General features: G+C 40.0%; 27 protein-coding genes. 26 read left to right on the top strand and 1 reads right to left on the bottom strand.

Translation table 11 applies throughout. The features are described 5' to 3' along the window. Positions 1-27 precede the first annotated feature (27 nt). The 22 genes from BPR_RS17980 (at position 28) to BPR_RS17875 (ending at position 20,417) form a co-directional block, all read left to right on the top strand. Positions 28-219, top strand: coding sequence for a hypothetical protein (locus tag BPR_RS17980; RefSeq protein WP_013282933.1), 192 nt, complete (start codon positions 28-30; stop codon positions 217-219). Next, the gene (locus BPR_RS17975; RefSeq protein WP_013282932.1) at positions 203-2,134 is read left to right on the top strand and encodes an ATP-dependent helicase; all 1,932 of its coding nucleotides are present in this window, start codon (positions 203-205) and stop codon (positions 2,132-2,134) included. The genes BPR_RS17980 and BPR_RS17975 overlap by 17 nt, the downstream gene beginning before the upstream one ends. Before the next feature lie 13 nt (positions 2,135-2,147). Further along, complete coding sequence (locus BPR_RS17970; RefSeq protein ID WP_013282931.1) at positions 2,148-2,366, top strand: hypothetical protein; 219 nt, start codon at positions 2,148-2,150, stop codon at positions 2,364-2,366. A 20-nt stretch (positions 2,367-2,386) separates the two neighbouring features. Then, entirely contained in the window at positions 2,387-2,776 is a 390-nt protein-coding gene (locus BPR_RS17965; protein ID WP_013282930.1) for a hypothetical protein, read from the top strand. Position 2,777: 1 nt separating this feature from the next. Then, on the top strand, positions 2,778-3,830 hold the full coding sequence (locus BPR_RS20170) for a GGDEF domain-containing protein (protein ID WP_013282929.1): 1,053 nt from the start codon (positions 2,778-2,780) through the stop codon (positions 3,828-3,830). 102 nt (positions 3,831-3,932) lie between these two features. Continuing rightward, positions 3,933-4,985, top strand: a complete 1,053-nt coding sequence (locus BPR_RS17955) for a DUF1351 domain-containing protein (RefSeq protein WP_013282928.1) — start codon at positions 3,933-3,935, stop codon at positions 4,983-4,985. Between the two features lie 108 nt (positions 4,986-5,093). Then, a complete protein-coding gene (locus BPR_RS17950) occupies positions 5,094-6,821 on the top strand; it encodes a hypothetical protein (RefSeq protein ID WP_013282927.1) in 1,728 nt (575 codons plus the stop codon). A 115-nt stretch (positions 6,822-6,936) separates the two neighbouring features. Then, positions 6,937-8,067 carry a hypothetical protein gene (locus tag BPR_RS17945; protein ID WP_013282926.1) on the top strand — a complete coding sequence of 377 codons (1,131 nt, stop codon included), beginning with the start codon at positions 6,937-6,939 and terminating at the stop codon, positions 8,065-8,067. A 71-nt stretch (positions 8,068-8,138) separates the two neighbouring features. Next, complete coding sequence (locus BPR_RS17940; RefSeq protein ID WP_013282925.1) at positions 8,139-8,330, top strand: hypothetical protein; 192 nt, start codon at positions 8,139-8,141, stop codon at positions 8,328-8,330. A 21-nt stretch (positions 8,331-8,351) separates the two neighbouring features. After that, positions 8,352-9,536: a hypothetical protein gene (locus BPR_RS17935; protein WP_013282924.1), complete on the top strand. Its 1,185-nt coding sequence runs from the start codon at positions 8,352-8,354 to the stop codon at positions 9,534-9,536. Then, positions 9,533-9,925: a hypothetical protein gene (locus BPR_RS17930; protein WP_013282923.1), complete on the top strand. Its 393-nt coding sequence runs from the start codon at positions 9,533-9,535 to the stop codon at positions 9,923-9,925. The genes BPR_RS17935 and BPR_RS17930 overlap by 4 nt, the downstream gene beginning before the upstream one ends. A gap of 5 nt (positions 9,926-9,930) precedes the next feature. Continuing rightward, positions 9,931-10,266, top strand: coding sequence for a hypothetical protein (locus BPR_RS17925; RefSeq protein WP_013282922.1), 336 nt, complete (start codon positions 9,931-9,933; stop codon positions 10,264-10,266). 82 nt (positions 10,267-10,348) lie between these two features. After that, a complete protein-coding gene (locus tag BPR_RS17920; RefSeq protein WP_013282921.1) occupies positions 10,349-10,906 on the top strand; it encodes a hypothetical protein in 558 nt (185 codons plus the stop codon). Positions 10,907-11,214: 308 nt separating this feature from the next. After that, positions 11,215-12,003 (top strand): hypothetical protein, encoded by a 789-nt coding sequence (locus BPR_RS17915; protein ID WP_013282920.1) that lies wholly within the window; start codon positions 11,215-11,217, stop codon positions 12,001-12,003. Positions 12,004-12,280: 277 nt separating this feature from the next. Beyond that, complete coding sequence (locus tag BPR_RS17910) at positions 12,281-12,577, top strand: hypothetical protein (protein WP_013282919.1); 297 nt, start codon at positions 12,281-12,283, stop codon at positions 12,575-12,577. Next, positions 12,564-12,842 carry a DUF4160 domain-containing protein gene (locus tag BPR_RS17905; protein WP_042258579.1) on the top strand — a complete coding sequence of 93 codons (279 nt, stop codon included), beginning with the start codon at positions 12,564-12,566 and terminating at the stop codon, positions 12,840-12,842. The genes BPR_RS17910 and BPR_RS17905 overlap by 14 nt, the downstream gene beginning before the upstream one ends. 128 nt (positions 12,843-12,970) lie before the next feature. Next, positions 12,971-13,204, top strand: coding sequence for a hypothetical protein (locus BPR_RS17900; protein ID WP_013282918.1), 234 nt, complete (start codon positions 12,971-12,973; stop codon positions 13,202-13,204). Next, the gene (locus BPR_RS17895) at positions 13,194-13,748 is read left to right on the top strand and encodes a zeta toxin family protein (RefSeq protein WP_013282917.1); all 555 of its coding nucleotides are present in this window, start codon (positions 13,194-13,196) and stop codon (positions 13,746-13,748) included. Before BPR_RS17900 ends, BPR_RS17895 begins: the two co-directional genes overlap by 11 nt. Positions 13,749-13,939: 191 nt before the next feature. Continuing rightward, a complete protein-coding gene (locus tag BPR_RS17890; protein WP_013282916.1) occupies positions 13,940-18,073 on the top strand; it encodes a hypothetical protein in 4,134 nt (1,377 codons plus the stop codon). A gap of 125 nt (positions 18,074-18,198) precedes the next feature. Next, positions 18,199-19,113, top strand: a complete 915-nt coding sequence (locus tag BPR_RS17885) for a hypothetical protein (RefSeq protein WP_013282915.1) — start codon at positions 18,199-18,201, stop codon at positions 19,111-19,113. A gap of 1 nt (position 19,114) precedes the next feature. Beyond that, on the top strand, positions 19,115-19,960 hold the full coding sequence (locus BPR_RS17880) for a hypothetical protein (protein WP_013282914.1): 846 nt from the start codon (positions 19,115-19,117) through the stop codon (positions 19,958-19,960). 1 nt (position 19,961) lies between these two features. Continuing rightward, a complete protein-coding gene (locus tag BPR_RS17875; protein WP_013282913.1) occupies positions 19,962-20,417 on the top strand; it encodes a hypothetical protein in 456 nt (151 codons plus the stop codon). A 68-nt stretch (positions 20,418-20,485) separates the two neighbouring features. Here the strand turns inward: BPR_RS17875 and BPR_RS17870 are convergent, their stop codons facing one another. Then, a complete protein-coding gene (locus BPR_RS17870) occupies positions 20,486-21,199 on the bottom strand; it encodes a hypothetical protein (RefSeq protein ID WP_013282912.1) in 714 nt (237 codons plus the stop codon). Between the two features lie 140 nt (positions 21,200-21,339). Between BPR_RS17870 and BPR_RS17865 the strand changes: the two genes are divergently transcribed. The 4 genes from BPR_RS17865 (at position 21,340) to BPR_RS17850 (ending at position 26,870) form a co-directional block, all read left to right on the top strand. Continuing rightward, positions 21,340-23,334: a hypothetical protein gene (locus BPR_RS17865; RefSeq protein ID WP_042258576.1), complete on the top strand. Its 1,995-nt coding sequence runs from the start codon at positions 21,340-21,342 to the stop codon at positions 23,332-23,334. Positions 23,335-23,427: 93 nt separating this feature from the next. After that, complete coding sequence (locus tag BPR_RS17860) at positions 23,428-25,563, top strand: AAA family ATPase (RefSeq protein WP_013282910.1); 2,136 nt, start codon at positions 23,428-23,430, stop codon at positions 25,561-25,563. Beyond that, positions 25,529-25,723, top strand: coding sequence for a hypothetical protein (locus BPR_RS17855; protein WP_013282909.1), 195 nt, complete (start codon positions 25,529-25,531; stop codon positions 25,721-25,723). Before BPR_RS17860 ends, BPR_RS17855 begins: the two co-directional genes overlap by 35 nt. A gap of 10 nt (positions 25,724-25,733) precedes the next feature. Continuing rightward, on the top strand, positions 25,734-26,870 hold the full coding sequence (locus tag BPR_RS17850; protein ID WP_013282908.1) for a sigma-70 family RNA polymerase sigma factor: 1,137 nt from the start codon (positions 25,734-25,736) through the stop codon (positions 26,868-26,870). Positions 26,871-26,913 lie beyond the last annotated feature (43 nt).

Raw genomic sequence — 26,913 nt, 5'->3', positions numbered from 1 at the left:
AGTAAATGTAGTTTAATTTATGGAGAAATGGAAGGAGCACTTATTAACAAGGCTTTTGGCAGAAGGAATTATAAAAGAACTGAAGTTTATACGCAGAGGTTCTTTGAAGATACCAAAGACCTCATACTTATGGGCAACCTTGAGCCTAATTATTCAGACGTCCATATCTTCTTTAACAAGATAAATATAGGAAGGCAGTTAGATGTCAGTAAATCTTAATGAGCTTAACGAAGACCAGAAAAAGGCAGCAACATGCATTGAAGGCCCTGTCATCATTCTGGCGGGAGCGGGGTCTGGCAAGACAAGAACAATCACATACAGAATTGCATATATGATAGACGCCGGTATTGACACGAGAAATATCCTCGCTATCACTTTCACTAATAAAGCAGCCAAAGAGATGAAGGAAAGAGCACTGGCCCTTCTTGATGATAAAGTCCTTCCGCCTACGCTTACAACATTCCATTCGTTTGGACTGACAATAATGCGAAAAAGCGGGATACTGCTCGGATACCGTAAAAACATCCAGGTATGCGATGCAGAGGATTCTGTAAAGAGAATAAAGAAGATAGTGAAAAATAAGGGCTTTGAGAAAGAGCTGGTATCGCAGTTTGCAGATATGATAAGCAGAGCTAAGGATAAACTTCTTGAACCTTCAGATATAGAAGTATACGAGCAGGGCTCTGTGTACGACCAGTTTAAGCAGGTGTACTATGCTTATCAGGCGGGGCTTAAGAATGACAACATGGTAGATTTTGATGACCTTATCATGAAACCGGTACAGCTGTTTAGAAGTAATCCTGCAGCCCTTAACTGGTATCAGGATCATTACAGATACCTGATGGTTGACGAGTATCAGGATACCAGTCATTCCCAGTTTGAACTGGTGCGACTCCTTGCGGATAAGTATAAGAATATCTGTGTTGTAGGAGATGATTATCAGTCTATTTATGGTTTCAGAGGAGCGGATATATCAAATATCTTAAACTTTAAAAATCATTATCCATCAGCTTATACAGTAACAATTGGCCAGAACTACAGATCAACCCACGTTATTGTTAACGCGGCAGCAGCTGTTATAGAAAATAATCCGGATCAGCTTAAAAAGAAACTCTGTTCCATGCAGGATAATGGTATTCCAATTCCTGTACATGCTGCAGATGATGACAGAGACGAAGCAAATTTTGTAGCAAACAAAATAATGAAGGCACTCGATAAAGGAAGACAGCCAAAAGAGTTCGCAGTTCTATATAGAAAGAATGCTTTTTCGCGCTCGATAGAAGATGCCCTTATGCATCTGCATATCCCGTATAGGATATTTGGCGGACTTTCCTTTTATCAGAGATCTGAGATAAAGGATATGGTCGCATATTTAAAGCTCCTTGATGTAGAAGGCTCTGGCGACAGGATTGCTCTTGAAAGAGTCATAAATGTACCCAAAAGAGGTATTGGCCAGGCTAAGATAAAAATGCTTGATGAGATTGCAGAAAAAGCCGATGACAACAGCTTTAATGTGGCGATGACTGCGCCTGAGTTTGATAAAGTAAAAGGTTTTATCTCTTTTAGGGAGGCTATAAAAACGCTCCAGGAAAGCGCTAAAGAACTCCCTTTAGATGAGCTCATCTTAAAGATCAGCGAAGTAACAGATTATCCAACCTATCTTATGCAGGGAAAGAGTAAATCTGATGATGAAGATGAAGTTAAAAAGCGCATGCTAAATATAAGCGAACTTGCAAATAAAGCTAACGAATATATAAAAGAGCATGAGGATATGTCAAAAGAAGAATTATTGTCTACATTTCTTGCAGATATAGCGCTTTTAACTGACCAGGATATGGCAAAGGATGATAACGTGGTGTCTCTCATGACCATGCACAGGTCCAAAGGTCTTGAGTTTGAGTATGTATTTATCATTGGATGTGAGGAAGGGTGCTTCCCTGATGATCCACCATATATGGGCAATACTCTTGATGTACAGGAAGACAGACGCCTTTGCTATGTTGGAATGACAAGAGCGAAGAAAGTGCTGTTTATGACATACTCAAAGCAAAGATACCTCTATGGCCAGATAAAGATAAATGATCCTTCAAGATATCTTGATGAGATCCCAGATGAATATAAGAAAGAAGTTTAAAAAGGATTTGTTTATGAATAGAAGAGATCTAAAACTGGATTCCCTTATAGGAAAGAAGGTCAGGGTTGTTTTATTTGATGACAGCAGCTACGAAGGTATCCTTGGTTTTTCTGAGGAATTTAGCGAAAAATACGGTTACAAAAAGCCAAATTATTACTATATTGATGGAACTACAGATGATAATAATATCTGTTTTAGAAAGACGCATGTAAAACAGACAAAAGCTATTTGATTTTAGAAGCGAGGTAGAAAATGCAGTATAAGACCGTATATCATGCAAGGCCAGATATCCTCTGGTATATAACAGAAAGAGAAAATGCAGACAAGATCATGAAGAAGGGAATAAAACCTTCACTTAGTGCCTTTGAACTTCCTGGTACTGACGATGAAAAGGCAGTATGTGCCGTTCATCTTGGCGAATACGACAAGGCAAGAAAACTTGCCAGGATGGAAGATATCGAAGACCCTGTTGCAATCGAATTTATTGCAAAGACATATTATGAGTGTGTTGCAGAAAAAGCTGATTCGTGGGAAGAGTCTGAGTTTATAAACGAGGAAGGCCCTGTCCATGTCGGGCTATGCATTACGCTTGATAAGGTTAAGGCAAAATGGATCACAGGTAATATCAAGGAGCTTGGTTAAGATGGAAATAAACTATACAAAACTTAGTAAAGCTTATTTGCATATCGTCAGATGGTACTGCGCTTTAGGAATAGGATTCAGTATCCTTGCTTTTTGCGATGCCCTTATCACAAAACTGTTATGTGTTCCGGAGATATTCAGATATTCAAACCTGCTGCTTCCGGGGATATGTGTTATCCTGCTCATTTTATGCATGATACGTACAACAACAAAAGAACCGGGAGCGGGTGCGAAGGAATTTGAAAAACTCTTTAATGCGTTTATATTTGTATGGGCTCTCCCAATCATGTTTTTGTGGAACTTTCCGGGCATTCAACTTCTTGCAGTTGCAGGCCTCTTTATAGCAGTTCTTCTTGATGATAAGAGAAGTCTTTTGTTCTTCCTCTTAACAGGCGCCCTTTGTGCAAATGGAGTATTAGCATTTCTGACAGCTTCTCTTATTCCATTTGCTACAGATATCATAGCAGTGATGGTAATGATTTTCTCTTATGGACTTTTAAGAAATATTGCAAGATATCAGAATAAATTAAAGCTAAGCGGTAAGGAAGCGAAGGAAAGGAGTAATTTTTATAAGCAGGAGCTTCATTTTGACAACCTGACCGGCGTTTACAGCAGAGGATGGCTTATGTCAAACGGAAGTGAAAAAATGAAACACATTGCTGGTGTGAGGCGACTTGCTGTTGCCATGATAGATATCGATCATTTTAAGAGCGTTAATGATACTTATGGTCATGACGGTGGTGATGAAGTATTAAAACGTCTTGGAAAGATACTTAAAACGGTGCAGTCTGCAAATACAATAGTCGGGAGATATGGCGGCGAGGAATTTACGCTGATATTTGATAATCAGGAAAATGAGAAGGAAATATTGGAAGGGCTCCTTTCCGAGTTTAGAAAACAGAGCTTTGATTTTACGGATGAACATTTTACATTCAGTGGAGGCCTTTATATAGTAAACAGCCCCATGACACTTGATGAAGCTCTGAAAAAAGCTGATGAAAACCTTTATTATTCAAAAGAACACGGAAGAAACCAGATAACGGAAAGCTGTTAATATTAATTAAGTAAAGAGGCTGTAAAAGCCTCTTTTATTTTATTCAATATTTGCCATTATCCTTTTATAAAATTTAATGTCAGTTAATAGGAGGATAATAAAATGAATGAACTTATGATCAAAGAGCAGGTGATAGCCCCTGTTATCAGCATCAATTTTGATGAGCTTGAGGCACAGGCGAAGGAGATTGCAAAGACTTACACATCAATTGCTATCACTGAGGAATCATACAAGACTGCTAAGGCAGATGCGAAGATGCTTGCAGGATTTGTAAACGACATTGAGAAGAAAAGAAGGGCACTCAAATCACAGGCTGAGGCCCCTATCAAAGAGTTCGATCAGAGATGTAAGGCCATTGAGCAGATCCTTACAGATGCAAAGCTCGAGATTGAGGGCGTTACCGTGAAGTATGATGACAAAAAGAAGGAAGAAAGGGATAAGAAATGCAGATCTCACGCTGAAAAAGAGATCAAAAAAGCAGGACTTAGACCTGAGTTTGCAGAGAGAATAGTTGAGCCTTCGACAATGAAGAATCTTACTACCACTCAAAAGGTCATCAATGCAGACTACGATGCCCAGATCGCAGCGCTTAAGCTTTTACAGGACAACACGGATATGCTTGATGCTATTCTTAAGTCTACTGTTGATGCCGAGAATCTCAAGATCAAGCAGCAGCTTAAGTGTGAGGATTTTGCAAAGTATGTGGACGAGCTTTTATCTTCAGGTATGGATCCAAAAGATATGGCTGGAAAGCTTGGAACCCGTATCCATGAGCGCGCAGCAGAGATAGCGGAAGCTGAGGAAAAGATCAGACAGGAAGCTATCGATGAAGAGAAAAAGCGTCAGGCACAGGCTATGGAAGCAGCAGCCGCTAAAGAGGCTTCAGAAATGGCAAGTGCCATAAATGAGACTGAGAATAATACAGTGGAAGCCAGAAATCAGGACAATGTGGCGCAGATGCCTATTTCTAATCCTACTGTATCCAATCCTTTCCAGACAAACCCGTTTGCTTCTCAGAATGAGCCCAGATATGAAGGAGTGATTTCACTTTCTGGTGCAGGTTCTGAGCTTAAATTTGTTCTTAGTACTCTCAAGGCATTATGTAAGGAACATAATGTTAACTACGAGGTAACAAGCACATCTCAGGTAGCGTAAAGTTAATTACAGCTCTGCATTTTGCAGGGCTGTTTTTATTTTGCCCATAATTTTACATTATAGATAAGTAACATGTTAAGGCAGCGCAAAGCGCAGAAAGGCAAAACGATGGCAGAGAAATACAATGCCGCCGGCGGAACATCTCAACAGCTTATAGATGAATATCATGCACAGATGATTGATATTGACCGTCAGTTATATGAAACCGGAAGATACACAGGCCCTGTTCCGAATCCAAAAACAGGCCAGGTGACAGAAAAGACTCTTAATAAAGCTCAGGCAAAGCAGCTTAAGAACAGACTCTGGTACGAAGCAGATACTCTTGAAGGATATGAGTATGCAGACAGACACCAGAAGAACATCTTTATGAAAGCTGTGGCAGCTGTAGTAAGAGCTATAAAGAGCCTTAATCCTTTTTATCTCATAAGAAGATATCAGGCAACGAAGATGTACGCAAATGCAATGCAGGATATTTATGCTGCAGAAGCTTTGTATGATGCTTCGGCCTTTAAGCCAGAAGAACAAAAGGCAGCAGGTGGTGAGCCGGAAAAGGATAAAGCAGGTAATCCTTTTAAGGAAGAAAAAGACAAAGAAAAAACTACAGAAACAAGAGAAAAAGAGACGTCCAAAGAGGCTCCTTCAAAAGAAGCTGAGCCTAAGGAAGAAACCAGGGAAAATCCGGAAGAAAAGTCAGAACTTACAAAGGAAGAGAAAGCTAAGGTCTACCATGATAAATTCTATGAGGAGCTTTCAAAGCTCATGGAAGAAGGAAGCCTTAAAAAGAGTGAAGCAATTATTCAGCTTCTTGATAAGAATCCCCTTAATGTATACAACATCGATCAGAATGATTTTACAAAAGATGTTGCTACAAAAGCTCTTATTGTTATGAGCGAAAAGCAGGAAAAACAGCCAGGTATTGAAATGCTTTCCCTTGCAAAGAGCGTTCCTGCTATTATAAAGGCAGATACAAAGAATCCTGCACTTGAGGGACTATTTAAGTACCTTCCAACAGCAATCGAGTCAAATCCAGAGACTTTAAGATTCATCTCAGCTGGACAGATCAGCCAGAAGCTTGTTGAGTTTACATTAAACGACATCAGGCAGCACAGCGGTGATGACGCTGAAAAGAAAGTAGAAGAGTTCTTTGATAAGATCTCAGAATATGGTTCCAAGGCTTCAAACAAGTTTATGGAGATTGCTGGAGTTCAGAGAAAAGAGCCTGAAGTTACAAAGACAGAGCAGGAAGATGTAGAAAAGGCTGATGAGGTTCAGCCAGAAGCACCAGTAGCCCCAACTACACCAGTTGTAAACGACAATCCTTTCCTTGATATGGCAAACCAGATGAAGGGACAGGAAGATGTAGAAAAGGCAGAAGAACCAAAAGAACTTCACTGGTCGCAGATGCCGGAATTCGCACAGTTTGTTCAGGAGTTTAAAGCAGATTCAAAACTTGTAGGAATAGCTCCGATTGAACAGGTGCACGAAGCCGCTAAAGAGAATATCATAGAAAGGCATCCAGCTTTATATGCAAAGCTCCCTGATAAGGAAAAGAATTTAAGCGCTACTGCAATCGCGGTAACGCATGACCCATATCTTATCCTTGAGGCTCCTGAAAACTTATCAATAGAGGCTATTTGCCAGGCAGTAGAAACATATGCTGCAACACAGGATGCGTCATATCTTCAGCTAATTGCAAGAAATGCAGAGAACGCCGAACATCGAAATGAGGAATCAGACAAGGTCATTGGAGTCATCAATCATGTAGCAGAACAGCTCTTTATGCAGGACATAGATCTGGATAATAGAGACAGGGAATACGAAGACATGGCTCACTGATATATTTAAACGGTCGCTTATAAAAGCGGCCGTTTTTTGTGCAGAAAAATAGCAGATATACATATGTAATAAAATATAGGCAGGAAATTATCCCCATTTCATAAAGGAGAACATCATGAGGAAAATGTTAGGCGCCATGAGCGCAGCTTTGTGTCTGATAATAACCACGCCTTTATACGCACATGCTACAGAGCTTATTACTAAGCCAGAAGCTTCAACAGAAGAAACTAGTGAAGCTGTTTTGGCGGAAATAGAAAGCTCGGAGCCTATAGCGTATTTTAATGATAAAGACTGGAACGAGTTTTATGCCCAGGCGCTTTCTGATTATGAAAGAGGATTGGAAAGAGGCTTATACGGCCTCTACGTTCTTATCATCAGCAAACAGCTGTCGTATGACCAGCTGCACCAGGTCCTTGAAGACGGGTATTTTCTTGAGTATATTGACGCGTGGAAAACGCGCGGAATACTTGATAAGGATTATAAACTTCCAGAAGACGTTAAAGATAGCGGATTTAAGATCAAAAGAGACGAGCAGACAGAGCTAAAAGTCACGACAAGCGATGATGATACGATAGAAAAACATCAGCTCAGCGAGCTAAGGAGCGATGAGGCTGAGAAAACAATCATCGGTTTTTATAATGATAATGTAATGGATAATGCATTTATATATCTGCCCTCATCTACCAAAGACCAGACTATAGATGGGGAGATGATAAAGTTTTCTGCCCTTATGGGAGAGCCGCTTCTTATCATATTCATGAATGATAAAGAAGACAGAGCTGACTACTCATGGTATTTCAAAAGTGTTGTGTACTATCCGGAGCAAGCGCTTGACCTGAAAGTAGAATTTAATGATGAGACCCTAAAGTTTGATCTTACCGATACACTTCCAGCACCTGCCACACTTACCCTGTATACAGGAAGGGAAGAAGGAATGGCTCTTGACCTGATGGATAAGACCGGCGAAACAAAGCTGTCACTTCCGGTAGATGAAGACGGTTTTGTATCCATGGAAGTTGATAAAGACGGAGATTATCAGATATCTTATAGAAAAATAACGATAAGTGGAGACAAAACGAGCACTGAGGATGAAGAAAATAAAAAAGAAGTAACAAACACCTCAACAAAAAACAATATCGGTTCAAATATCCCAGTCCTTGTCTTTGTTATTTTGATGTGTACAGTTGGAATGGTATTGTTTGTTTTAGCCTTTACCATAAAATGGAAACCTAAGAAACACAAATAAACTGTGCAGAAAAATATAGGCGAAAAATGTCTGGATAAATCTCTCCATAATATCATGTGGAGGAATTAAAAATGGCAAGAACGTTAGTAAATTTTATGTTCATGATAGTTTTGATTGTGGCTGTATCATACAGTCAGGTCACAACAACAAAGCATAAAAAGGGATTGTTATCAGATGAGGACAGTAAGAAAAAGCATATCGTATGTCTTGTTGCTGTAGGCGTAACATGGCTTTTATACAGAATACTCATCGTATTTATATGATTAAAAGGAGAATAAGGATTTATGCAGACAGAGCTTGATGTCTTAAAAGAGATAAGAAAGGGGAAATCCCTTAATGAATTTGAGGAAGTAACTCCACTGATGGCACTTGCTGCCATGGACAGCAGAAATGCATGGAGCGAGCTTCCTGAAAATGTAAAGAACAGAAGATTTGCCAAAATGGCTGTCGACAAAGATTTCAGAGCCCTCAAAGATGTGCCCTCTGAAATCATAAATGCATGTGCGCTTTCATTTGCGACATGGGGACATAAGATCAGGAAAGAAGATCTAAATGACTTCATGTCTCTTTTGAATGGTCAGGATGATGTATTTATAAGAGATGTTCTTAGAAAAGACCCAGGGCTTATAAGATTTGTAACTGCAGAAAGAAAGAAACAGTCAAAGGGACGCGCAGAACAGACTGCCAAGGCGAAGGTCGCAGGAAAACCAAAAAGAAAAAATACCCCAAATCAGAATCTTGTGATCAATCCTACATCATGGGAGTATGATTTTGCATCAGCTGATCTTGGGCATGAAGATGAGCTTGAACCAGAGTCATTCCTTGCTCGTCCTGTAGAAAAGCGTACGCTCAAAGACCTTGAAGCACTTCTTGAGCTCGACAGAGATTTCCCACCGGATTTCATCTACAGACTGCAGATTCCTTTTAGAAATGAGCAGTATTACAGAAAGATGGGCGATAACAAGACAGCTGACTACTGGAAGGGCGAACAGGTATCCTGGCTTAATGGAGATATCTGCAAGAAGATTGCCGAAATGCATCCTGAAGGCTCCATCAAGACACCTTCATACCTTACAAAAGAAGCAATAGAAAGTTACTGGGAATATTGCAAAGAGGATGGAATATCAAAGATTCTTATGACGGAGATATTTTTGAGTTTTCCTGAAGAACTCGAAAATAAAGAAATGCTTGCAGATCTTAATGTGGACTGGAGAGTCTTAAGGCATGCTCCATCACTTTGTTTAAAGAGCGAAGAGGCAAGAGTGTACCTTAATAAGGAACCTAATGCGGTATTCAGGCTTCCAGAAGAGTATCAGACTCTTACAAAACTTATCGCTGACGGAGTAAGACTTACTCTTGGCAACATCATGCAGATAAAGAATCCTGAAATGAGACTTAAGATTGCTACAGCTGTGGGGCTTGATGAAGAAATGCCAAAAGCTGAATCAGAAAAAGAGGCATCGGTATGAACGTCAGGGAATGGTTTAAGGGCCGAAAAAGGACAGTGATCGCTTTCGGGATAGGATATTTTACTCTTCTTGGAATGTTGATCATAGCAGAGGGACAGTACAGAGAAAAGCTTCCAGTATCCGAAAAGATTCAGATTTATGATTATGACAACGTGATGCTCAAAGGAAGTGATGTTGTTGAAATTCTTTACTATATTCCGGAGATGGACGTTTCTGCAGTTTCCATTGGCAGCAGTTATTATGTGAAAAACGATGTTGATTATCAGGAATTTATTGGTCGGAATAGCATAAAATATATTGCCCCAAGCAGTAAATGGCACTGCGCAATAAATAGTGGAGACGATACAGAAATGGTGATATGCTTCACGCCTATAGATGGACAGGAGTGAACAGCATGACAGAACATCAAAATAACAAAATCAGGTATATATTCGCTGTGGCATTTATAATTTTTGCATGCCTGACAGGAATTAAAAGCATTCATCCCTCTGAAAAGGCGTATAAGTTAAGCCCCGAACATGCTGGCGGAGATCTTGTGATCAGCTGTGAGTTTGAAGACCAGACTTTCCCCTTGGCTTTTATCTCTCCTTCTGGAGAAGAAGCTGAGGCTACGTGCCATGAAAGCGGAAAGTTTGCTACATATATTATAAAAGATGCAGAGCCGGGCGTATGGAAAGTATCTTATAACGAAACCTATGGCAAAACATTTATATATAGCATAAAAGAATAAGGCGCTGTCGGCGCTTTATTTTATTTTGAATGATACATGATAAGAACATTAGAATATATGTCAGTTAAATCAGGAGGTTAAAATGAGAAATATCAAAGAAGAGATAAGACTCTTCCAGGATGCCAAAGAAAACAAAACAACTATCATCATCTGGAATATGTCAGAGCAGACCAAGAAAAAACTTGCTGAGCTTTTATTAAATGATCTTCAGACCGTTGAAACAGTCACAGGTGTTGAGTCAACTCAGCCGGATTTAAGTAATGCCCAGTTTAAGAACGTTGATGCAAATACAGAGACTATTGAAAGCTTCATGGCGCGTTTGCCGGAAAAACCAGCTGAAAAAATGACATTTCTTGCGAAATGCATGCTTGGAGATGGTCCGGAAATAGCAAGGGATGTTGCAAAGGAAGTATGTGAAGAAGCTCTCTGTTCTGAGGATATCAAAGCTGATGATAATCTTAGAGGGATTCTGTACGCTTTAAGAGAGTTCTGGCAGGATGGCGCACAAAAGCTGGTCCAGAACCTTGGATTTGCAAACAATTCTACTCTTACTGATGACAAGAAGCTTGTTGAAGCTCTTAGAAATGCAGACCGCGATACCCTGGAAGTTTTAGTAAGAAGTCTGATGAATGTATTATGATCACAACGCAAAAGCTCTGGATTTAAAGTCCAGGGCTTTTTGGTTGCCTACTTGACGTTATTTGATATAATGAAGGTGTCTAAGAAACTTATTTATGTCAGGTTTTAACATAATAATTATTTCAATTTGAATTATCTTTTCGTGAAATAAAGTGCTGGAATTCACATATTTTTATCCAAATCATATTGCTATTCATGCCACAAAATATTACCATTTTCCTCGGCCGATGGCCGATTTTTATTTTGATTAGAAAATCACACAATAAACTTGTAAATTTTAATGTTTGTTATACAGAAAGGAAAGAAAAAATGAAACACATAACAAAACAGATTTTGTCTATGCTTGCAGTGATCTGTTTGCTTGCAGGCATCAGCGGCGTATTCTTCATGGACGCACATGCAGAGGAGTGGAGAAACAGCGGATACGACAAGGGAATGCAGGATCTCTACGCAAGAATCAACGAGGTATACGGATCAGAGGCTGTTGACCTTTATAAGAAAGCGGTACTTACTGGCGATTATTATTACTACAGAAAGCACGTAGGATGCTGGGGGCCAATCTGTGATGACGATAAAATCATGGGAAAGTCCGAAGGTGTAATGTCTCAGCCGGCTCTCGTATGGGAAGACAACGTTTATGTGTATACAGGAAAGTATGGAACAGTTCAGGATTTCATCGATACCGTTGTTGCTAACGGATATTCAATAGATCCAAATGCATCAAATTATTATAACGCCACAACTACGGATTATAATTATTATATGAAGAGAGCGAATTCTATCACGAATATCCTGAAGAAACCAACTCATAAAGCTCTAGCTACACTTCCATACAGAACCTATGTTGACAAAGTATATAATAAAGGCGATGCAAACCCATATGCATCTGCAGCTGCAGCACCTGCTGCCACAGCAAACAACTCAGCAGCAGAGAGCCTTAAGTCCTATAAGGGCAATACAGCAGAGTTCAATGCTTATTATTACTACGTAAACTATGCTGATCTACAGAGTGCCTTCGGCACTAACGGAGACCTTCTTAAGCAGCATTACAATCAGTATGGTAAGAGTGAAGGACGCATAGCTAACAAGCTCAAGTAAAGACAATATAATAAGACAATTACAGAAGACTCCGGTTCACTCCGGAGTCTTTTTGTGTTCAATTGCTTATTTAAAGGTGTCTGATATAATGAAGATGTCTAAAGAGTTTTATCTTGATTTATATGGCCCATTATTATCTCATTAGCTAATGCCAGATAATAATAGGAGAAATTAAATATTCTCCAAGCCCTATTTGGTCACTAGGCTATCAAACAGAGGTTGGAGAAGCGGATGCTCCTTCTCTATTTGTAAATTTACAAGGAAAGGAGAGTTCGCTATGGATGGAGGAATAGTTATGGAGCACAATCCACTGATGTCATTTAATGACGGCCTTGAAATAACATATTCGGATTTGAAACATAACAACGGAGAAGACTACATTATTCTTTATTTTGAGAAACCGAACGGTAAAGAGAGCGGCTTTAATTCTGCCAAGCTTAAATACCCTGGCAATACGTTTTCGGAAGTAAATGGTTTTAATGAATCAGAAATGGAAGAGTTAATGAAGCATGCTGCCAAGACAGCTCCCCTTGCATTGGAATTCTCAAAAGAGGATTCTGTTGCCGAGGTTTAGGAGGATCCTTCAACAGCTGATTTACTATTGGAGTGATGAAGGAAAACCATTGGAGCCATTGCATTTTCATGTAGCATTAAGTCCCGGGCCTGATAAGACTAAGGTATGGATTTTATCAGATGGGACGATGCAAGTTGCTTATCGTACTTCTGATATTTCTGAACAGAGACTGAACAGAATCCTAAAGATTATGGCTCAGTATATCGATGAGTATACTCAAGAATGGGAGTACTTCTTTGGAGAAAAAGCAACGTATTACAAATAATAACATCCGCAAATAAAAAGTATAAGACTTCGGAGCAATCCGGAGTCTTTTTGCCCTAAGTGATTACTGCTATTCAAATAAAAAATTAGATGCTTGATGTGTTATAATCAAGGCAAGGAGAATAATTTATGGATAGAACAGAGATGAAATTTGGAGATATAAAAGTAAAAATAATATCTCCTGACAATGTTGGAAACTCCATTACAGAACGCGATAAGGAAATGGATAAAAGAGCTAGGGCTGCTGTAAAAAGTGCGCTAGAAAAGGCAGAAGTATGCCAGAAGCCGATTGCTAAATATGATCTCGAAAAAAGGCAGGCGTATATCGAGTATCCAAATGGAGACAGGGAATATGTGCGATAAAAAACCGATGATACTTGTACTTGCCGGTCCCAATGGTTCTGGTAAAAGCACAATCACCCACTATTTCGATATCATTGGTGAATATACCAATGCCGATGATGTCGTTGCTTCTACGGGGATGACAAACGTCGAAGCTGTCAGGTTTGTTGACGGGAAGAGATACGAGGCAATCAAAAACAAAAAGGACTTTACGTTTGAAACAGTTTTATCTTCAAGCTATAAGTTGGACATACTTAAGAAAGCAAAAGAAGAAGGCTATTTTATTAAGTGCATTTTTGTTTTGACCATTGATCCGGATATAAATGTAGCCAGGGTAAAATCAAGAGTATTGCAGGGCGGACATGATGTTGATGAAGACAAGATAAAATCAAGATATTCAAAATCGTTGGACAATATCAAAGAGCTTTTAAAAATCTGTGATATTATGCATGTTTACGACAATACTTTTGAACCTGTGAGAATAATCCGCAAGCATAAGGAAGATATATCTGTTTTCCCAAATGATTTGTGGAATAATGAACAGATAGTATCCCTTATGAACTAAAAATGTCATCTGGAGATATCAGGTTCTTTCAGTCTATGCTTGAAGACACATAAAGAAAAAGTATAATAATATTTTCATTTAAAGAGTTGACCTCATACGGTCAGCTCTTTTTCTTTATGCAGAAAAAATATTTATTTTACAAAGATACATAATATAAGATGTAATATTCCGATAAGTTCAAGGAGGAAACGATGCAGACAACAATCAGAAGATTTTTGACGTTATTCTTATGCTGGTTTGTTATGGTCGGGGCTATGCTGAGCCCTCTTACTGCATATGCGTCTGATCCCACGCAGGATGGCAGGAATAACAATAACCATCATATCATCAAGGATAACGGCGATGGTTCTTATTCCATCATTCAGACCAACAAGAAGGCCCAAAGCCCTAATGTCGGCGTGACTGTAGGATACCAGATAACAGCGGGGGGCAAGACTATAACCATACCTAGAGATACTTCTTACAAAGGCAGCGCAGATATAAAAACGATAGGTCCGCAGGAATCAAAAGCGTCTAATGGATATACCTACGTTACATATGAGACAAGGGTATCTGGTGAGACCGCTAAACAGATACTTGCTATGCTCAACTCTAACGGCGAGGTAAGGATGGATCACGTCATGGCGGTATCATCCGATGGAGGAAATACAGTAAGTAGCGTATGGAATCCTGAGACAGGAAAGTTTGAGATAAATGCTAAGTGTAAAAATCTTTCCTGGTTTGCACAAATTATGAAGTCTTCCGGCGGTGACGGTGCCTACGACATGAACGAGATGGAAGCCTTCATGAAAGGTACTTTCGCATGGATGGACCCCAAGAGCTGGGAGACCAACTGGATGAAGCTTCTTAAGCTTGCAGAAAACGGAGACATAGAAGCTCTTGCAGACGCGCTAAAAGAACTTGAAGAAGAAAAGGAAGATAAGGAAGATAAGACAACAACTCTACCATCAACAAAAGAATGGATCCATCGTGCATCAACTCCTATAACGCAGGTTTATACATATAACGATTCAAGAAACTATGAAGATGAACAAGGAAAGCACGCAGGCTTTGCTGATGACAGGGATGGCACGGGTAACGGCATCATCATCCCTTCTAAGGAAAAGTACATCAACGGCCTAACCGCAGATACCTACGCAGGAACAGCGGCTATCGCAATGGGCGAGGCTTCCCACGACTTCTCCTATAATTATGTAAGCTACAACTATACTCAGCTCGAGGCATACCAGAAAGAGGTTGAAGAGAAAAATACTGCAACTGGGCAGCCTACAGGAAGAACTGAGCTCGTATGGGATACAAGAGAACTTAACTCTTGGAGCAATATAAGCGTACATGGCTCATATCCTGAGTGGGGCGTAACTGGAAATGCCATAAGAAAAGCACAGTTCATCTATATCTACGATCTTGAACTATATGACTTTAAGGATGCTGAAACATCAAATGGCATGGAAAACAGCCAGGAAAACTATAGCGGAACAGACAAGCATGTCAGAAACGATATCGCACCTGACCTTAATGGTCCTGTGAACGGCGGTATCGAATCATATGATGTAAGAGACGGTGATAGCGTAAGACCTGCTTACAGTTTAACACTTCTTGGCTCAGGCTCATGGAATGGAAGTTATAATAAGCAGCCAGGAGAGCCTTATGCCTTCCCAAGTACTAATGCAGATGCGCATATTACCTGGGGTTCATGGACTACAACCGAGATGCAGGATCTTGGAGACTTCTCAGGTTTTAGCGAGCCACCAAGTGGAGAAGCTGACGAGGCAGCAGATGCACTTATAGACAGCTGGGTAAAGGATGGAAGGAACGAATCTGAAAATCTGAATACATTGTATTATGCTACATATTCGACAGATACTTTGATAATGGGTTACGACAGTCGTACGGTAGTAGGTGATATGATGCCTGACAGAGACGTTAAATATCTTGGCGCGGGCGAAGATATGAACCAGAATTTTGACAACGAACATCTGCCATCATATTTAAAAGACCTTGCCGAAAAACTTAAAGGAACCATGAATAGCGCATTTGGTTCTGTTGATACAGAAACATATGAGACAACGCCAGCGTTTGGTAAATCGCAGAAAGAAATTGTTGCTTCACAAGCTAATGGCGAGTATTACGCCGAAGTAAATTCCGCAAATTACGAACATGTACTTGCATATAATCCTAATGAGAAGTATTGGGGATTAAGCGTTCCTACAGGCAATCAGATCAAGGGCGCATATGCAGGAAATGACCCGATTATTGTTGATACTCCTGTTGTATCAGTTATAGCTGTATATGATGATCCTGATACAGGTGCACATCCCGATAGTGGAGCGCAGCATTGGAATAAGGATTCCGGTGATACAACGCATGAAGTTCAGCTCAAGGGAAGTACTGCTGCCGATGGACGTAATTCAAGTCTTGTACAATTGCGACTGGATAATACGTACTGGTTTAAGTTCTCTCCAAGAGAGCACCTGGCTACGCAGGGGTACTACTTCTGGGAAGAAGGTTCAGGTGAATATAAAACGCCGGATCTATTTGATAATACATACTCAGAGTCAGACGAGATCAAGTTTGATAAGTATGTATCCAAGAAACTTGTACACTTCCCATTTGCAGTATGCGTTTATGAAAAGGGTAATGACACGCCTACATATTATCCGGCAACCGAAGATGAGTCGGATCCAAAATACTGGATTACTATATATGATGCTGATGACAGTTCAAGTACAAGAGATAACCTTCTTTGGACAAAGTTCTATATCCCGAGCTGGTCACTTGAAGGAAGTTATGCTGATGAATCTGGTATAAGATTTAAAGTAGAAGCCTGCAACGTCATTACAGAAGCGCAGAAAGAAGCCATGGCAGAAGAATGGAATGAAGCTGATGGCGACCGCTATATGGCAGATACTTCAACATACGTGGCAAAATATGACATTGGAGTACAGTTGTCCGGATGGATCTATGACTTTGAAGTAGTTGGAAGTAACAACAGGGATCTGTATGACAAACAGCTTACATCAACATTTGAGAATTCCTGGCATGATCTTACATATCCATTTGCCTATAATTATGAGGAGAAGAAGGCTGGAAATAAAAACCGTCTTGGAAACGATCCGGAAGGAAGATATACTTCTCTTGCAAAGAATGTAAGGTATACAAGAACAGGAGAGATTGCACATACCGGTGATACTGTTTCAAACAGCACTCTTACGAGGAATCTTTCAAGTGCGATAGGGTGGGATAAAAAGAATACTATCATCATTGATAATACGAAATCACATAAATATGAAGACGCTGGAACTGCTCCTAAGGGCACTGAATTTGCTTTCTCTGTAAAGACTATGAGTAACTTATGGAATGACGGAGACTGGGTAGAGATCAAGCCTACATTCTGGTGGTGGCCAGATTCTGCGGCGGATGGTGCAGGAGCAACAGGAAGGTATGTGCTTGATCCTAAGAGCGGAACCTCAAATGAAACACATGGTCAGCTCCATGTATACTATAACGACTACTCGGGAAGCAATGAGACACTTTATATCGAGTATGGAAGCGACAAAGATAAGGCTCTTGTTACAACCACATCTCTTTCAGACGCCAAGTTCAATGGCTCGTATTTTGATAGTGATTTAAGAAAGACTGTTGCAAAGCCAAAATATGACCCTACTACTGCTTCGTTCTACAATAGAGAAAGTGCAAATATTGAAAACCTTGTGAATAACTTTAAGAATCAGAAAGTAGCAAGCAGCACGCTGTCAAATATTAATCTGACATCTGAGCTTAGAGTATTCAGTGGAAATGAAGCATACCTTAAAGAAAATCTGAATAAAGACTATGTAAATGCTACCTCTGTAGATGAGCTTTATATTCTCGAAGGTTCAGAAGATGCTGTACATACAAGTGTAAATCCTTCAATGCAGACCTGGTATGGAACATACACTATTCCATCAGAGCTTTTCCTTACTACCATGACCAAGGATGAGCTTACAGCATATGCTAATGAGCATGGCGGTATTGCAAAGGATGATAAGAATGTATGGCTCCAGGGCGGATATCTTGTAGTACACTTTGATATCACATCCCATAATAGCCTTGATAGCAAGAAAGATCTTACATATGAAGGTGCCTACGATGGCAACCAGTCCATGTGGGAAGCACAAGGGTATGGCGAAGATCAGCTCCATGCAAAGGTTGGTTCAAAGGTAGCTGGCGGAGATGGCCATTATGCAAACAAGAACATCCGCGTTGACTGGGGAGATGTATTTATCATCAATATGTCAGAATCAGTTGATGAATGGTTTGAAGCTAACTACTGGACAACGCAGTAACATAAGGCAAAGTAATAGGCGGACAATTGTCCGCCTGTTTTGTTATATAAATTTGTGCAGAAAAATAATGGATAGACAAAATCCTGTATAATCGACGTATCTATTAAAAGGAGATACTTTGGATTATGAGAAAGATACTGCCAGTTATTGGATTTTTTATTTTAATGATTTCAACGCCAGTTACAGCTTATGCTTCAAATCCAGATTCATATAAGCTTATGGACGTGGACGGAACAGTAAATACAGTTCTTGATGCAGATACAACTACACTTATTGAAAATATCAGAAGCGCATCTGGGGATGAAGCTGCAGAGGCTTATATAAAGGCCATGGAGATGGGTTCATACTCTGAGTTTTACGATATTGTAGGAACTCCGATGCCAACATATATGCACCCCGAGTACATGGTGTTTGATGGCGCAGAAGAAACAGGCATAGTTTATACATCTGGACAGGAACAGGAATCACTTATCCAGTTCTTTTATGGCCCCGAAGGAAATATTGCCCAGGTTGGAAATGCCGCTAAGGAAGCAGGTTACGAAGTAAATAACGCTGGCGCAACACAATACGAGCTTGACGTTATCATGGAAAAAGCAGAAAGGCCTTCTGACGCCGGCGATGTCATGCCTCTTTTATCAGAAGCAAATATAGAGCCTAGAAATACCATTGAAGCAGAGCTCATAAACAAAAAGATCATTGTCGAACATACTGATGATCCGATGACGGAACGGGAAAGAGAAATAGCGGAATATTATCAATATGAGATAATCCCAGAATCAGAAGCAGAGTCAAGATATGCAGAAGTGTTTGGAAGTGCTGCTCTCGATATATCAGAAAAGATTGAAGAAACACCAGTTGTTGACCCGGAGGAAGTGGGTGCTGAAATAGAAGATTTTACTAATTGGGAGGAAGAAACAAAAGAAGCATCTACGAATCAGATGAGCAAGGAAGCTTTTTTTAAGTATCTTGGAATTTTCATGGCGATAGCTCTTGCTGCAACCATAATAGTAGTTGTTGCATTGAAGAAAAGAGGAAAATAAAATGAAAAGATTCCGCCAAAATACGATAGAACAGATCAAAGAGCGTACCAGGAACATTATTACCATCGACAATAACAGTATGATAATGGATGTCATGCAGGATCCTCTTCAGCCGTACATGACATTTCTTCTTGATACGATAGCGCTTATTCTAAGTCATGATAGCTCAAAAGATTCTGTCACAATACAAAATAAGGACGGCTCATTTAGATTTGAAGCAGAAAACACCAATGAGTCTGCTATAGCAAGGGCGGAATACAGGCTTATTCTCTATCGTAATGACGCGGTTTGTTTCTCAGCAAGAGCAATTAACGGAACAATTAAGGGCAGTAATAACTGGTTCTTTACCGATAAATACAAAGACTTTATCTCTATGGAGGATGTGGACCAGTTTATAGAAGCTGCTGCCGTTCTCTCAACCAATCATATATTTTCACAAGATGCTGTGTTCTCAGATCTGGTCCAATGGACAATATTAAACCATCATCCGTTAAATGGAACTGTTGAGCACAAATATGATGATTCTGCTGTCCTTATAATAAAAGCGGTAGATAATGCAGAATATTACGAATGCGAATTCTGGATGAAGGATATTCTCGTTGCAATCTGTAACGCGAACGAATTCGAATCTTCAAAAGTCACATTCGAACATGAGATACCGGATTATGTAATTAAAAAGCTTGCTGATACAGTAAGGAAGAATGCCAAACATAAATATAAGCAGCTTTTGCTAGAAAAAGTAAAGAATAAGCAGGCGGAATTCTACAAGAGTGTAGATGGAATAAAATGTGAAGAATCTGCCATGCTCAATGGCATGTATAAACAATATGAGCAGATAGAGGCATAGGATGTTTTCGCCATATCAGACAATCGCACTAACACATATTACGTCTGCAGTCTATATAATAATCACTCTGATATTTTCAGTGCTTATCATATGGCTGAGCCAGAAAATAAGATACGGCCTTATTAATTTGGCGTTCTTTTTAACCCTTGGAGTTTTTGGTGGCCTGATGTATCGGGATATTGCCAGGTTTACAGCACTCGAGATAGCAGATACCGTAAATGGCAGGACTGTTGAAAATGTAGAAATAATTCAGCATCAGATTGCCCAGGAAATCAAGATTACTACGTCTGATGGGAATATGACAACTGTAACAAATATCGAAGGAGTTTCTTACGCAATAATCCATATATCCCCAGATAATATGTGGCATGTGATTGTTGATACGGACACGGGCCGGGTTGATATGTACCGGCCGGAAGATACAATGCAAGGATATAAACTGATAAGGAGCAAATAATAAGATCAGCCCTAGAGCTGATCTTATTTTATACGGATCTTCAAAGATAAATATAGCGACGCACTGCGTTAATTTTTCCCGTTTTGAGAAGAAGATGCCATGAATCTTGCTTCCTGCTTCTTTTCCTGCTCATAAAAATATATAACAGAATAATAGTGGTAAAGAAATGGGTCTTTTTGTTCATCAGGCAGTGCAGCATAAAGATAGGACAAAGGGTCTCCAAAAACAATCCCCATTATTTTGTTGAGTCGATACTGCCTTAACATTTTACTACCTTCCCCTGTTGCAAATTGTCTGTGCAGGTCTTCGAGATTATCCCAGTGCATATGGGTTTCAATCATCTTGCGAAGGCATATGCAGGCTCTGTCATAACCCTCTATCCCCTCAAAGAAATTTTTTGGCCACTTATTTCTGGTTCCATTAAGGACGGCATCATATATTGCAAGAGTCTGCCCCTCCATATTATATGGAATGTCAGGATAAAGTTTATGCAGTATCCAGGAATAATCATTACTTGCAAGAGCTTCATCCGGAAGGTCAATGTAAGAAAGAGCGATATCGAGACGCATTTTCTTTATGACTTCTTGGTTAAGACGCTTATTGGCCTGCTCCGGCGTCCAGTGAAGAAAGATCTCTATTGCTATTCTAAAAAGCTCATAAGCATACTGTTCACCTCGTTGTCTGTTCTGCTTGGAAAAGAACGGGTTAGAGAATTTGCTCTTTGAGCCGCATAATATCTGAGTATATTCATGTATCAGTGTTCTATTTTGGTATGTTGCCATGACGGTAAATTCCTCCTTGTAATACCATCATAGTTACTCTTAAAAAGCACAATAATTTCTGCACGGAATTACCCATAATATCTTTATCAATAAATGACATAATCTTATTAAGAGTTTGAAATATGGAAGGAGAAATAAAAATGGCGCACTCTACAGACGAAGCGGTGGCAAATCTGTCAGCAAGTTCAAATACACAGTTTTTGCAGCTCATAACAAATATACTTATGGCCCTTGAAGAAGTTAACAGAATGAGAGTACAGCATGAAATCGAGATGCTTCTTGAGGAGATGGCTCTTATGGAGATCCCGTGGCATACCCAGCTTATGAAATTGCAGCAGACTATAGAGGCTGATAAAGATATTTCTGATGATGTTAAGGAAAAGCTCTATGATGTAATTGAAAAAGAGCTTAAAGACAAATCAAGAGAGGATATCTATGCTGATAAGGGTTATGATGACCTGGTCCGCCTTATTGGAAAAAGCAAACTTTCAAAAGCTGACAAAGAGCATGTGCAAGATATCATCAAAGAATGTAAATATCAGATGCATGATCCATACGCAATGTATCTTAACAGATCAGAATATATTGCCATGGTAAAGCTTTTAAATGAGTCAAACATGATGTCTCAGGTCGTGCCAATGCAGCTTATAAGTGGAAACTATATGCTGCTTTACAATGCGGGCATCGCAGAGAAGATGAATGAGCTGGAAAGTGCTACAAAGCTTCAGGTTGGTAAATATTTAAGACCGGAAGTAATCGACCTTCAGGCATATGCAAAAAAGACAGAAGGTCAAATCTTTAAGTTTACAGGCCTGACATCTGAGCTGGCTGAAAAGGCCATCATGGAGTCTACAAAATCCAGAAGTTTTTCTTTTGCTAAAGAAAAGTGTGATGATGGAACTTACAATCTTTACTGCTATGGCGGAAACAACGCAGCCGATAATGAGAAGTTCTACAAGGAAGCCGTTCAGACAATCGCTCTTGCAGCTTACTCAATGACAGGAAAGACTGCTGACGTAGAAAGAGCTAGAACCCGCCACTCAGATACAGAGCAGAACAAGATAAACAGAGTTCTCGACTGCATCCAGAATGACGTTCCAGATCAGGAAGATTCAGGATATATCTTCTCAATCCACGAGTATACTGATTCTCAGAACAGAAGATGGATCCAGACAAATGACTATGTGCAGTTTGGGCCAACTGAATATACAGCACACTATAATGGAACTGAGGAAAGCCAGTATGCTTCAAGATCAGGCGACTATCTAAGAGACCTCAGGATTGCAATTCAGAGTGGAACAGGCCAGAAGGTATACATTTCTGACAACAGGATGGATGAGCTCAAGGATGCAGCAAAGGATGTATACAGATATATCGAGGGACTTCCTGCAGAAAACCGTCTTGATAAGATCGTAGCTGTACAGAAGGATATAGCTGCTTTAAAAGACGAGATCGATAAGGAAGACATTCCTACTATCAAACTTGCAAAGCAGAAGGAACTTGCAATGAAGTCTGTTGCATATGAAGCTTTAAGCTACAACATGAAGCAGCCTGTAACTCCACAGTCCTGTCTTGACAGACAGATTGCGGCAGAACTTGCAAAAGCGCAGTTTAGGGGTTATGCAACAAAGAGCCTCACCCCAGATGATATAAAGGCAGCAGGACTTGCAAATAAAGCCCTTATTGAATGCCTTAGAGACTCAAATAACAGCAGGATATCAAATCTTGATTACAAGACACCTTCAAGAGATGATATCATCAGTGTTATGGCAAATGCTGACTACAAGGCATTTCTTACAAAGGAGTTTGATAGAGCGATGCCGGATTCCCAAAAGGGTGACAATGGCTTTACAATCGCCGATGTTCAAAGCGAGCGTCAGATCCTTGAACAGACATTCAAGTCAAGATGTACGGAAGCAATGGAGGAACTTGGAAGCATAAATATTGTTATCGAGCACGCTCCAAGCAGACTCTTTGAAGAAAAAGGAAGGGACAATACAAAGAACCTGTACACCATAATGAGAGAAAAAGAGGACATGTTCCTTAACAGACATAAAGATGACAAGACACCGGATAAGAGCAGTAAATCGAGTGAAACTCACAAAAAAGACATCGGTCTGGACATGTCGAAGTAAAAATTTTTATTCTGCAAGATAAATAGCTGTGCAGAAAAATATATAGCTCCCATAGCATGCGATAATTAAAACTGCATACTATGGGAGATTTTTATGGAAAAATTTTGTGGGAAATTTATACGTTCAGAAAGTATTATCGGAACGTATTTCATACTTGAATCAAAGGGAAAAATATATAAGTGTTTTGGCATAGCTCCGGAGCTTTATCCAGGCACACCTATTGTCGTAACAGGAAAGGCCGAATTTGAAGATTCAAAAAATATAACCGTTGAAAACATTGGACTTGATACAACGGATGATCAGAAGATGATCTACTTTTTATCCGGAAGATGTTTTAAAAAGGTAGGCATGGTCGCTGCCAGAAGAATCGTTGAATCCTTAAATAAAAGAACAAAGGAAAGCGGCCTGACCTCATACGGGGAACTTAAATACGAGGATATCCAGGAGTGCCTTAAGGAAGCCAAGACGCCAAAAGAAGCAGCATTAAAGATAACGCTTGCACTTACGGGAATACAGGAAAGATCCAGACTCTATGAAAAGATAAAGGAGTTTGGCGGAAGGCTTCCAGATGCAGAAAGTCTGTATAAGAAGTATTTTACCGGCGCATGGCAGGCATTTAAAAATGATCCATATATTGGGATCGGATGTGGACTTTCATTTAATTTATGCGATAAAGCTGCCAAAAACTTTGGGGTTGATATATTCGATAAAAACAGGATACGGGCAATCTGCAGGGTTATAGCAGATAAAACCGAAGCTAGTGGCAACTGCTGTGTAAAACTGTCAGAGCTTAAAAGAATGATCCACGATATTCAGAAAAACAGCGCTTTCGAGCCTGTAGCCGATGCAACAATAATGACAGCTGTTCTAAGTTCCAGGGAATTTATCATTGATGAAGACCCTGGTTACGGGCACCTTGTATATCCTCATAGGCTTTATCAGATAGAACAGGTAATCGCAGATGAGCTCTTTAGACTTAACAGTCAGGTACAAAAGCTTCCTTACAAAGGCTACAACGGATACTTTAAACCAGACAAGGATCAGCTAAAGGCAATAGAACTTGTAAGGACAACCGGTATAAAAATAATCACCGGCGGTCCCGGTACTGGGAAAACTACAACAATAAAAGAGATCATAAAAGCCTATGAAGATATGGGACTTGGAAATCCGATATTTTTATGTGCCCCGACAGGAGCTGCGGCCGCAAGGATCACTCAGGCAATAGACGGGCAGCTTCGCGCAGTTACGATACACAAACAGCTTGATGTAAGAGCACTTGGGGATAATGACTACATATTCATGTATAACAAAAAACGCCAGCTTTCAAAGGGGCTTTATATCATAGATGAGATGTCCATGGTTGGAGAGCAGCTCTTTTTAAATCTCCTTCAGGCCATCCCAAGTGGCTCTCTTGTTATCCTTTCAGGGGATATAGAACAGCTTCAGTCTGTATCAGCTGGGACGGTCCTTAAGGATATTATCGATTCAGGCTGTTTTGAAACAGCAAGGCTCACTACCATCCACAGACAGGCAAAAGACGACCTGATAATAACTAATTATCTGCGTATTCTTGATAAACAGACGAGCCTTCTTACCGGAAAGAACTTTATTATTGAAGAATACCAGACATCTGATGATCTTATACGCGCAACGGCCAGATATTTTAAAAAATGGGGTACAGATAGTCAGATACTTTCCTTTACAAGAAAAGGGAATGCCGGGAAAGTCCATATTGATTCTCTCATCACTCAGGCTAAAAGCAGGGGACGAGAAAGATTCTTAAAGACAGATTATTACGATGGCGACAAGATCATGATAATCCGCAATAACTATAGGAAAGGTTATTGGAATGGAGATATCGGCATCATAACCGGTTTGACGATGTCTTCGGTGACTGCACAGTTCTACGACGGGATACGAATACTTTCTGAAGAAGACCTTATGGATACCGAGCACGCATGGTGCTGCACAATCCATAAGATGCAGGGAAATGAAAACGACAATATCATTCTTGTTGTTGATGACGAGTATCCAAATATGCTCTACCGTTCCATCATGCTTACCGCTATCACAAGAGCTAAAAAGAATGTCGTGATAATTGCCAAGAAAGGTGCCATAGAAAAAGCTCTTAAAAGTGAAGATGAGATCATAAGAGTAACCGGACTTTGTAATACGCTAAAAAGGAAGATTGAAGATGTTAAAAGATCAGGAAGTCAGAGCGCTTGTTAAATACCGTGAAAGACATTTTAAAGATGATAAAAACGACGTATATAACCACTGGGCATCAACTCTTTCCAGGGTGCTAAATCCCCTGGAAGTAAAAGAAGCCCTGTTTATATTGGATCAGGACCTTAAACATGTAAATTCGGAGGTCTGGGATTTGATTTAGGAGGCCTGTCATGGGAAGAAAGAAAAAGAACAAGGATGTTTTTGAAGATGAAGAGGTAATGCTCGAAGAAGAAAGCTTGGAAGAAGCTGAGCTTGATTCTGAACTTGGCATGGAAGCCGAAGGCGGAGATGATGATGAAGTGGATGCTTGCATGGATGAGATTGATGCGGCTGCCCTTCAGGAAGCCGAGGAGCGAGGCGAACACATCACCAAAAACCATACTGCGCAGGAGTGGGTAAGACTGTACTATGACATGAAGCAGGAAGATGACCCGGAACTTAGAGAGAGGGCACTGACAGAGTTTGTTGAAAGTCTGCAGGGCCTTGTTCTGTTTGTTGTAAACAGATATTACAAGACATATATGAAGGACTACAAGGATGACCTTATAGGCTCCGGAATGATAGGCCTTATGGAAGGAATAAAAAGATATGATCCTTATCATAACGGCGGAAACAAGGGTGAGCCTTTTGTTCCTTCGACCATTGTCACAAGAGATATAAGACATGCCTGCAGAGACTACGTCAACTCCATGATCCTTAATACTAAGACTAGGTATAAAACGATAGAAGATAAGCTCCGTCAGATAATCGCAAGGAAGCGAGATGAAAGTGGCGGTGAGGACATAGATATTGATATCGATGATCTTGTAAATGAGCTCGGAATAAGTCCTAAAACAGCTCAGGGAATCCTCGCTAATATCCAGACCAGGAATAACATGGTGTCCCTTGATGAAGTGATGCAGGACAGTAATAATAGCACGTCACGCCATGAACTTTTTGCTTCCCAGACGAAGACTCCGGAAGAAGAATATCTTGAAAAAGAAAAGACTATAAGAATAAATAAGATGATGTATGACAACCTCACAGATGAACAAAGAGAGGTTTGCATGTATCATTACGGCTTTTATGGCGAAAAATGTACTAACACGGAAATTTCCAAGATAATGGGAATCCCCGTGCAGAAAGTTTCAAAAATAATAAATGAGTCGGAGCTGCGTATGAGACGCGCCATGTCACGCTCGCATATGTTCAAGCACGACAGAAAGGAGAGAGCTAAGACACACAGGCTCGAAGAACATAAAGTCACTCTGGAAACCCTCGAAAGAGATCTAAAGAGTTACGACTGGAATACGTTGGGTGAGATTTAATTCGAATGAATGTATACATAATAGGATAGTTAATAACGCTATA

This window comes from Butyrivibrio proteoclasticus B316 (assembly GCF_000145035.1).
Taxonomy (GTDB): domain Bacteria; phylum Bacillota; class Clostridia; order Lachnospirales; family Lachnospiraceae; genus Butyrivibrio; species Butyrivibrio proteoclasticus.
Note: the sequence above shows the minus strand (reverse complement) of the source record. Positions and strands in the feature narration are given on the sequence as shown.

What these genes read in the sequence shown, in the direction of transcription:
- BPR_RS17855 (WP_013282909.1), top strand. Translation starts at nt 25,529, where the DNA reads ATGTTAAAAGATCAGGAAGTCAGAGCGCTTGTTAAATACCGTGAAAGA.
- BPR_RS17980 (WP_013282933.1), top strand. Translation starts at nt 28, where the DNA reads ATGGAAGGAGCACTTATTAACAAGGCTTTTGGCAGAAGGAATTATAAA.
- BPR_RS17945 (WP_013282926.1), top strand. Translation starts at nt 6,937, where the DNA reads ATGAGGAAAATGTTAGGCGCCATGAGCGCAGCTTTGTGTCTGATAATA.
- BPR_RS17955 (WP_013282928.1), top strand. Translation starts at nt 3,933, where the DNA reads ATGAATGAACTTATGATCAAAGAGCAGGTGATAGCCCCTGTTATCAGC.
- BPR_RS17850 (WP_013282908.1), top strand. Translation starts at nt 25,734, where the DNA reads ATGGGAAGAAAGAAAAAGAACAAGGATGTTTTTGAAGATGAAGAGGTA.
- BPR_RS17935 (WP_013282924.1), top strand. Translation starts at nt 8,352, where the DNA reads ATGCAGACAGAGCTTGATGTCTTAAAAGAGATAAGAAAGGGGAAATCC.
- BPR_RS17925 (WP_013282922.1), top strand. Translation starts at nt 9,931, where the DNA reads ATGACAGAACATCAAAATAACAAAATCAGGTATATATTCGCTGTGGCA.
- BPR_RS20170 (WP_013282929.1), top strand. Translation starts at nt 2,778, where the DNA reads ATGGAAATAAACTATACAAAACTTAGTAAAGCTTATTTGCATATCGTC.
- BPR_RS17975 (WP_013282932.1), top strand. Translation starts at nt 203, where the DNA reads ATGTCAGTAAATCTTAATGAGCTTAACGAAGACCAGAAAAAGGCAGCA.
- BPR_RS17915 (WP_013282920.1), top strand. Translation starts at nt 11,215, where the DNA reads ATGAAACACATAACAAAACAGATTTTGTCTATGCTTGCAGTGATCTGT.
- BPR_RS17910 (WP_013282919.1), top strand. Translation starts at nt 12,281, where the DNA reads ATGGATGGAGGAATAGTTATGGAGCACAATCCACTGATGTCATTTAAT.
- BPR_RS17920 (WP_013282921.1), top strand. Translation starts at nt 10,349, where the DNA reads ATGAGAAATATCAAAGAAGAGATAAGACTCTTCCAGGATGCCAAAGAA.
- BPR_RS17875 (WP_013282913.1), top strand. Translation starts at nt 19,962, where the DNA reads ATGTTTTCGCCATATCAGACAATCGCACTAACACATATTACGTCTGCA.
- BPR_RS17930 (WP_013282923.1), top strand. Translation starts at nt 9,533, where the DNA reads ATGAACGTCAGGGAATGGTTTAAGGGCCGAAAAAGGACAGTGATCGCT.
- BPR_RS17900 (WP_013282918.1), top strand. Translation starts at nt 12,971, where the DNA reads ATGGATAGAACAGAGATGAAATTTGGAGATATAAAAGTAAAAATAATA.
- BPR_RS17950 (WP_013282927.1), top strand. Translation starts at nt 5,094, where the DNA reads ATGGCAGAGAAATACAATGCCGCCGGCGGAACATCTCAACAGCTTATA.
- BPR_RS17885 (WP_013282915.1), top strand. Translation starts at nt 18,199, where the DNA reads ATGAGAAAGATACTGCCAGTTATTGGATTTTTTATTTTAATGATTTCA.
- BPR_RS17970 (WP_013282931.1), top strand. Translation starts at nt 2,148, where the DNA reads ATGAATAGAAGAGATCTAAAACTGGATTCCCTTATAGGAAAGAAGGTC.
- BPR_RS17860 (WP_013282910.1), top strand. Translation starts at nt 23,428, where the DNA reads ATGGAAAAATTTTGTGGGAAATTTATACGTTCAGAAAGTATTATCGGA.
- BPR_RS17880 (WP_013282914.1), top strand. Translation starts at nt 19,115, where the DNA reads ATGAAAAGATTCCGCCAAAATACGATAGAACAGATCAAAGAGCGTACC.
- BPR_RS17865 (WP_042258576.1), top strand. Translation starts at nt 21,340, where the DNA reads ATGGCGCACTCTACAGACGAAGCGGTGGCAAATCTGTCAGCAAGTTCA.
- BPR_RS17870 (WP_013282912.1), bottom strand. Translation starts at nt 21,199, where the DNA reads ATGGCAACATACCAAAATAGAACACTGATACATGAATATACTCAGATA.
- BPR_RS17940 (WP_013282925.1), top strand. Translation starts at nt 8,139, where the DNA reads ATGGCAAGAACGTTAGTAAATTTTATGTTCATGATAGTTTTGATTGTG.
- BPR_RS17965 (WP_013282930.1), top strand. Translation starts at nt 2,387, where the DNA reads ATGCAGTATAAGACCGTATATCATGCAAGGCCAGATATCCTCTGGTAT.
- BPR_RS17890 (WP_013282916.1), top strand. Translation starts at nt 13,940, where the DNA reads ATGCAGACAACAATCAGAAGATTTTTGACGTTATTCTTATGCTGGTTT.
- BPR_RS17895 (WP_013282917.1), top strand. Translation starts at nt 13,194, where the DNA reads ATGTGCGATAAAAAACCGATGATACTTGTACTTGCCGGTCCCAATGGT.